This window comes from Geobacillus sp. PK12 (assembly GCF_004123125.1).
In the GTDB taxonomy this organism is placed as follows: Bacteria; Bacillota; Bacilli; order Bacillales; family Anoxybacillaceae; genus Geobacillus; species Geobacillus zalihae.
Genome location: NZ_SDKL01000031.1, coordinates 1 through 7,145, shown reverse-complemented (window position 1 = coordinate 7,145; position 7,145 = coordinate 1). Strand labels below are relative to the sequence as shown.

The following is a 7,145-nucleotide window of genomic DNA, read 5'->3' as shown; positions in this document are numbered from 1 at the left end:
CACAAACAGCGTCTGAAAGTAGCGAAGCTGCATGAGAAAATTGCCAACCAGCGCAAGGACTTTCTGCATAAGGAGTCGCACAAATTAGCGAAACGGTATGATTGCGTGGTCATCGAAGACCTCAACATGAAAGGGATGTCACAAGCCCTCCATTTCGGTCAAGGCGTTCATGACAACGGCTGGGGCATGTTCACCACTTTCCTTCAGTACAAGCTGGCCGAACAGGGGAAGAAGCTGATCAAAATCGACAAATGGTTCCCCTCGTCCAAAACGTGTTCGTGCTGCGGTCGAGTCAAGGAGTCTCTATCGCTTTCTGAACGTACATTCCGCTGTGAATGTGGATTCGAGAGCGACAGGGACGTCAATGCGGCCATCAATATCAAACATGAGGGCATGAAACGATTGGCGATCGTCTAATTTGTCCTCGAACCGTGGGGCACACGGGGATCGCTCGGTCAACTTCCCATCATGAGATGGGATTACCCGAGAAGCCCCCACCTCTAAGCGAAGCGTAGGTGGTGGGAGTATGTCACGGCAACGAGTCCTTGTGTAACATCTTCTTGACATTGGCGCGCCGGCAAGCTATTATATCATATGGCATGTATTTTCCACGATTAGCCCCGGACCATAATCGTGTTGAAATAAACGACCATTTGTTTGTTCATTTTTTTATTTTAGGAGGGAACTGCATTGCGTACGACTTATATGGCGAAACCGAATGAAGTAGAGCGTAAATGGTACGTTGTCGACGCAGCTGGCAAAACGTTAGGCCGCTTAGCCAGCGAAGTAGCGGCGCTGTTGCGCGGCAAACATAAACCGACGTTCACTCCGCATGTTGACTGCGGAGATCACGTCATCGTCATCAATGCGGACAAAGTTGAACTGACTGGGAAAAAGTTGACGAAAAAACTGTACTATCGCCACAGCTTATATCCGGGTGGCTTAAAAGTAAGAACAGCGCTGGAAATGCGTACGAACTACCCGGAACAAATGATCGAACGTGCGGTGCGCGGCATGCTTCCAAAAGGCAGCCTCGGCCGGCAAATGTTCAAAAAGTTGCACGTTTACCGTGGAAGCGAACATCCGCATCAAGCACAAAAACCAGAAGTGTATGAACTTCGCGGATAATCATAAGGGAGGGTATGATTTTGGCACAAGTACAATATTACGGCACAGGTCGTCGCAAAAGCTCGGTCGCCCGTGTCCGCCTTGTCCCGGGCGATGGCCGCATCATTGTCAATAAGCGTGACATTCGCGAGTACATCCCGACGGAAGCGCTCATCGAAATGGTCAAACAGCCGCTCGTACTGACCGAAACGCTTGGCAGCTACGACGTTTTGGTGAATGTCCAAGGCGGCGGATTTGCCGGCCAAGCCGGTGCGATTCGCCATGGCATCGCCCGTGCGTTGCTTGAAGTCGATCCGGAGTTCCGCACGGTGCTGAAACGGGCCGGTTTGCTGACGCGCGATGCTCGCGTTAAAGAACGCAAAAAATACGGGCTCAAAGGCGCCCGCCGCGCTCCGCAATTCTCGAAACGTTAATCGCGTGATGTTCCAACCCAGCCGATTTGGCTGGGTTTTTTGCTTATTTCTGCCTTTCGCCCGCGCGTATGATTGTGAGCGATCGTTAGACACTACATCGTAAAGGAGCGTGAAAGACGATGACAGTCATCACTTCATTGGCGGAAAAAAGGCAGGAAAAGCAGCTTCGCTATGAACGGAACATGTTGCGCGAACTGTCGCTTGAGAAATTACGGACCAAAGCGCTTGAGCACTTTGTTCCGTTTTATACGGCGTATCGGATGTTCCCATCCGTTGTGGAGGAAGGCTGCATTGATCTGGCCATTGAAGCGTATTTGCTCGGCGCTCGCTACAGCCGATTCGGCTATTATGGGGAGCCTGCGGCCAGCGTACGCTGTCGATGTGCTCAAGAAGAAAAATATTTGATCGATACGCTGTTTGATTTTCTTTGCTTTTGGGGCAATATCGACAACGATTTCCTCAGCCAGTCGCTGTATGACGCGTGTGAACAATATATCGGCAACTGGTGGACGGAAGGATTTGAGCGGGGCAAAAAACGGCATCGTCTAAAACTTCGCTGAATGAGTTCTATTCCCGCGCCTTGTCCCATATAAGATAGAGAAGGGAAACGTGCGGGAGGAGAAACAATGAAAGAAAAATGGAAGTGGCTGGTCGCTTTTGCTGCCGTCGCCCTTATGAGCACTTTGCTATTTCCGTCTTTATTTTCCGATTTGACATCAACAAAACCATGGAATCTCCCATTATCGGGGAGAATCATCGTATTGGACCCCGGCCATGGTGGGCCGGACGGCGGCGCCGTCGGTGGTGAGGCGGTGGAAAAGGACATCGCGCTCAACGTGGCGAAAAAGCTGCGCGATTATCTGCAGCAGCAAGGGGCGCTCGTCCTGATGACGCGCGAGACGGATCGGGACTTGGCCAGCCCGTCCACACGCGGCTACAGCCGACGGAAAACGGAGGATTTGCTCGAACGAACGGCTTTCGTCAATCGATCGAATGCCGATCTTTTCATCAGCATCCATCTCAACGCCATCCCGTCGCCGCGTTGGCGAGGGGCGCAGACGTTTTATTACGGGTCTTTCATCGAAAACGAGCGGCTGGCGAGATTTATCCAAGCGGAATTGCGGCGCAATTTGGAGAACACCCATCGACTGGCAAAAATGATTGATACCGTCTATTTGCTCAAGCATGCAAAAATCCCCGGCGCGCTTGTCGAGGTTGGGTTTTTGTCGAATCCCGATGAGCGAGAGCTGCTTGTGTCTGATGGCTACCAAACGAAGCTGGCCGCCTCGATTTATAAAGGAGTGCTCCGCTACTTTTCCAATGAACATACGCCTCGCGAGTAGCGGGGATTTTTTAAGGTCGGAACAGAGGAGACAGATAGCCGACCGGCCTTGTTTCGCCAAAAGGAATTCGAAATTCCCCTTTTTCAACCGCGGGGACGTGCGGGAGCAAGTCAAACATGGCGGCCGTCTGCCGATTTATGGTATGATAACACATAGAAATGACCATTGATTTGCAAAAGGGTTGGTGAATACGATGTTGACGGAAACTGAAGTGCGCGCCATTCTTGAAAAGATGAAAGATCCCTTTTTAAACAAAACGTTTAAAGAGACGAATGCCATTCAAGAAATCAAAATTAAGGAAGAGAAAAACCATGTCAGCGTGAAAATCGCGCTCGCCAAAACCGGAACGCCCGAGCAGCTTCGCGTGCAAACGGCGATCGTCGAGCAGCTGAAAGATGCGGGTGCTGCAACGGTCGGGCTGCGGTTCGCCGAACTGCCGCGCGATGTGGTGGAGAAATATAGCGAAAACAAGCAAAAAACGACGTATATCGCCATTGCTAGCGGCAAAGGTGGTGTCGGCAAGTCGACCGTTTCTGTCAATTTGGCGGTGGCGCTCGCCCGGCTCGGCAAAAAAGTCGGGTTGATTGACGCGGACATTTACGGGTTCAGTGTTCCGGACATGATGGGAATCACCGAGCGCCCGACGGTGAGGGGCGACAAAATCATCCCGGTCGAACGGTTTGGCGTAAAAGTCATTTCGATGGCCTTTTTCGTCGAGGATAACGCCCCGGTCATTTGGCGCGGCCCGATGCTTGGGAAAATGTTGAACAACTTTTTCAAAGAGGTCGAATGGGGAGACTTGGATTACTTGCTGCTTGACTTGCCGCCTGGTACGGGCGACGTCGCCTTGGACGTCCATACGCTCTTGCCGTCGTGCAAAGAAATTATCGTCACGACTCCGCATCCGACCGCTGCGTTTGTCGCTGCCCGCGCTGGGGCAATGGCGTTGCGCACCGAACATGAAATTATCGGCGTGATCGAAAATATGTCGTACTACGAGAGCCGGAAAACAGGGGAGCGGGAGTATGTCTTCGGCAAGGGTGGCGGAGAAAAGCTGGCCAAAGAGCTGCAAACCGAGCTGTTAGGGCAGCTGCCGCTTCAGCAGCCGGATTGGAACGACGACGACTTCGCTCCGTCCGTTTACGCAGAAGATCATCCGATCGGGAAAATTTATATGGATATCGCCCGCAAAATCGTTGCGAAATATTAATCGGTTTCACAAAAAGCGTCCGATGGCGAGAAACCGCCGATTAGAGCGTTGGCGGTTTTCAGCGCACGGACGCTTTTTGCTTGATTAACCTCCTCCGCCTTGTTGGTTGCCGGTGCTTTCTTCTCCCTCTCCCCCTTCCCCTCCGCCTTCTTCTTGTTTTTCTCCGCCTTGCTGAACCTTTTCAGCTGCTTTCATCAACATATCTTGAATTTTCGCCTGATACAGCGGGCTGTTCAACGTTTCCGTGATCACCTTTTGCAAATGCTGGCGGAACTCTTTGCTTTTTAAGACATCGACCATGGCTTTTTCCATTTCTGGATCTTTTAAAATATCGATCATCAGCGCCTGGTAATCGGGATCTTTCATGAGCGCCTTCATCATTTTTTCATGTTCTGCTTGCAGCCCTTTGGCAAAACTTTCAGCGAATTTCGGGTCTTTTAACGCACTTTCCCAGAACTTTTTTCCTTGATCGGATGTCAGCATTTGTTGCAGCGTTTCTTTTACAGCTTTTTGATCTATGACTAGTTGCTGCTTCATCTGATCTTCCGACATAATATCTTGAATCGCCTTTTTCCCCTCGTCGGTTTTTAAAATGTCAACAACCATCTTTTTCGTTTCGTCATAATCCGGGGGAGGGGGGCTGATTTCTTGAGGGGCACAGGAACCAAGAACGAGAAAACTGAGCAAGAGGAGCGGTAGGCATTTGTTCATGAAAGTGAGCTCCTTTCTGCAAAAATCCCTCACCCTTAATATGAATGTTGGCGAAAAAAATATACATGGGGGAGATCGGAGCTGGCTTTTTCACAAGGGCGCTGGTAAAATGGTAAGCGGGTTATGCTGAAATGATGGAGGATGAAGCTGTGAACAGCCGCAAATGGGTGCGTTTATTTTTATCGACGCTGCTGATCGGCGGCATCGCCACGGCGGCCGTCGGCATTGTTTTCAACTGGGAAGAATTCGGGCGCTTGCTGTTGCGCCTGGAAATGGTCGAATTTATGGCTGTTTTGTTATGGCATATCGGTGTTGGCTTTATTTTCAGTGTCATCAGTCAGGCGGGGTTTTTTGCTTATTTAACCGTCCACCGGTTCGGGCTTGGCATCTTCCGTTCGCTATGGAACGCTGTGCAGGTTGTTTTGATCATGTTCGTGCTGTTCGATTTAGTGTATTTCCGCTACATGGCGTTTGCGGACAAGGGCGATTCAATCATTCCGTATCTATTGACCGCATTGTTCATTTTGGTGGTTGGTCTCGTTGTTGCCTACGTCAAGAGCGCACAGACGAACAAAGGGGCGTTCGTTCCGGCTTTGTTCTTTATGGTCGTCGTTACGGTCATTGAATGGTTTCCCGTGTTGCGCATCAACGACCGTGATTGGCTGTATTTGATGTTGATTCCTTTATTAGTATGCAATGCATACCAGCTTCTTATACTGCATAAATTGACAGGCGGCGCGAAACAATAAAGAAAGCAAGGCGCCGCCTGTTTTCTTATGGCAGCCGCGAAAAAAACGGCGTGTTCGCCAAAAGCCAATCATTCCAATTGGCGGCTTGTCTGCCGCCGCAATCCAACCGCACCGGCGCAGGCCGCTGTCGGAACGTGTCACTCGATCCCGCGGCTTTCGGCTTCGCCATTCGCCAACAGCTCGGAGAGGTTGACGTTTTTGTAGCCGTTTTCTTTCATGGAAGCGATAATTTTCGGCAGCGCTTTGGCTGTCTGTTTTGCCGAATCAGATGCGTGAAGGAGCACGATATCGCCCGGTTCCAGGTCCTTCGTGACGTTCTCAACAATTTGGTCTGTCCCAGGGTTGAGCCAGTCTTTCGAGTCAATGCTCCAATGGACGACAGTGTAGCCGAGGGACTGAGCAACCTTTAACACATTTTTGTTGAAGTTCCCCCCAGGGGGGCGCAGCAGCTCAACCTGTTTCATTCCCAACATGTCAAACACTTTTTTCGCCATCATTAAATCTTGACGGATTTTGGCGTTCTCAAGTTCCGTATAGTTGACAAAGTTATATCCCATACTGCCAATCTCATGCCCCTCCTCTTTGATCCGCTTCACCACGGCTGGATGGCGTTCGGCCCATGAGGCGGATAAGAAAAAGGTCGCGTTTTGAATCCCATGCTGCTTCAAGACATCCAAAATTTTGTCTGCATTCTCATCTCCCCAGCTGATATCGAACGTCAACGCCACCTCATTGCGGGCGTTGTCCACTTTATATACCGCCGTCGGCCCAGAAGGAAGCGAAAAAACGGGACGGTTCATTTCATAAGCGTACAAGACAACGGCGGTGAAAAAGGCGGAGCAGATAATAATGAGAGCTTTTTTCAGCGTCCGTCCGTTCAACGCGTAAAACATGACATCGGCCCCCTTTTTTGCATTGTAAAATCGTTGTCCTAATAACATCTTATGCGGACAGCCATGGCGGTTATGAAACTTATTTGCCAGTCCTCTTACCGTCGAAGAGATGGAGGAAGCCTAAAGGAACGGTCTGGCGTCGGTTCTTGAAATTCCCTTAAAAAAGATATTGCATTTTTGATTGGTAAGTGGTATATTGAAAATCGTCGCTAATCCGACAGAGTGTTCGATAGCGGTGAGTGACGAAAAGCAACGGAAAAGATCTTGACAAGAAAAAAGAGGCATGTTAGTATAAAAGAGCTGTTTGCAATAGGAAGCTTCAACTATTCTTCAGTTCAAGACTGCAAATCAGCAGAGAAGTTGTTTCAATGCAGCAACTTTGCGCCTGTGTCTTCTAGTGAATTCGGGGGAATTGGGTTCCTCGACGCAAGACTGCAACGAAGCAAGTTCAAGAAGAGGTCTCGTTCCTTGAAAACTGAACGAAACGAAGCGCGAAAGAAAAGCTGAGGCCCGCGGGTCGCCGCGATGGGCAAATGTTCTTCGCCTGCAGGGATTTACAATCCCGAAGGCGAAGGTGATTTGACCCCGAGCGGCGGCGGGCCGAAGCTGGACAATACGAAAAGCGGAGGCCGCTTTGGCCGAAGTTGGACAATGCGAAAAGCCAATCAACTTTCTTTTGGAGAGTTTGATCCTGGCTC

The 7,145-nt window shown here is 50.2% G+C and carries 9 protein-coding genes; 7 read left to right on the top strand and 2 right to left on the bottom strand.

Annotated features, from left to right (window positions below; genetic code table 11):
* From ETR37_RS11405 to ETR37_RS11380, 6 genes are all read left to right on the top strand, one after another.
* The coding region (locus ETR37_RS11405) for an RNA-guided endonuclease InsQ/TnpB family protein (protein WP_164978000.1) at positions 1-417 on the top strand (417 nt) is incomplete at its 5' end.
* A gap of 273 nt (positions 418-690) precedes the next feature.
* Positions 691-1,128, top strand: a complete 438-nt coding sequence (gene rplM, locus ETR37_RS11400) for a 50S ribosomal protein L13 (protein WP_011229651.1) — start codon at positions 691-693, stop codon at positions 1,126-1,128.
* A 20-nt stretch (positions 1,129-1,148) separates the two neighbouring features.
* Complete coding sequence (gene rpsI, locus ETR37_RS11395) at positions 1,149-1,541, top strand: 30S ribosomal protein S9 (protein ID WP_011229652.1); 393 nt, start codon at positions 1,149-1,151, stop codon at positions 1,539-1,541.
* A gap of 119 nt (positions 1,542-1,660) precedes the next feature.
* Positions 1,661-2,101, top strand: a complete 441-nt coding sequence (locus ETR37_RS11390) for a YbaK family protein (protein WP_015373733.1) — start codon at positions 1,661-1,663, stop codon at positions 2,099-2,101.
* A 66-nt stretch (positions 2,102-2,167) separates the two neighbouring features.
* A complete protein-coding gene (gene cwlD / locus ETR37_RS11385; protein ID WP_012820500.1) occupies positions 2,168-2,884 on the top strand; it encodes an N-acetylmuramoyl-L-alanine amidase CwlD in 717 nt (238 codons plus the stop codon).
* A 193-nt stretch (positions 2,885-3,077) separates the two neighbouring features.
* Positions 3,078-4,094, top strand: a complete 1,017-nt coding sequence (locus ETR37_RS11380; RefSeq protein WP_011229655.1) for an Mrp/NBP35 family ATP-binding protein — start codon at positions 3,078-3,080, stop codon at positions 4,092-4,094.
* An 84-nt stretch (positions 4,095-4,178) separates the two neighbouring features.
* Here the strand turns inward: ETR37_RS11380 and gerD are convergent, their stop codons facing one another.
* Complete coding sequence (gerD, locus tag ETR37_RS11375; RefSeq protein ID WP_014194611.1) at positions 4,179-4,805, bottom strand: spore germination lipoprotein GerD; 627 nt, start codon at positions 4,803-4,805, stop codon at positions 4,179-4,181.
* Between the two features lie 149 nt (positions 4,806-4,954).
* Between gerD and ETR37_RS11370 the strand changes: the two genes are divergently transcribed.
* Positions 4,955-5,554, top strand: coding sequence for a KinB-signaling pathway activation protein (locus ETR37_RS11370; RefSeq protein ID WP_013143992.1), 600 nt, complete (start codon positions 4,955-4,957; stop codon positions 5,552-5,554).
* Positions 5,555-5,691: 137 nt separating this feature from the next.
* On the opposite strand, the gene pdaB is transcribed toward ETR37_RS11370, so the two are convergent.
* A complete protein-coding gene (gene pdaB, locus ETR37_RS11365) occupies positions 5,692-6,447 on the bottom strand; it encodes a polysaccharide deacetylase family sporulation protein PdaB (RefSeq protein ID WP_129447281.1) in 756 nt (251 codons plus the stop codon).
* Positions 6,448-7,145 lie beyond the last annotated feature (698 nt).

Excerpts from the sequence above, each read along its gene's own strand:
- gerD (WP_014194611.1), bottom strand. The coding sequence starts at position 4,805 with ATGAACAAATGCCTACCGCTCCTCTTGCTCAGTTTTCTCGTTCTTGGT.
- pdaB (WP_129447281.1), bottom strand. The coding sequence starts at position 6,447 with ATGTTTTACGCGTTGAACGGACGGACGCTGAAAAAAGCTCTCATTATT.
- ETR37_RS11390 (WP_015373733.1), top strand. The coding sequence starts at position 1,661 with ATGACAGTCATCACTTCATTGGCGGAAAAAAGGCAGGAAAAGCAGCTT.
- ETR37_RS11380 (WP_011229655.1), top strand. The coding sequence starts at position 3,078 with ATGTTGACGGAAACTGAAGTGCGCGCCATTCTTGAAAAGATGAAAGAT.
- cwlD (WP_012820500.1), top strand. The coding sequence starts at position 2,168 with ATGAAAGAAAAATGGAAGTGGCTGGTCGCTTTTGCTGCCGTCGCCCTT.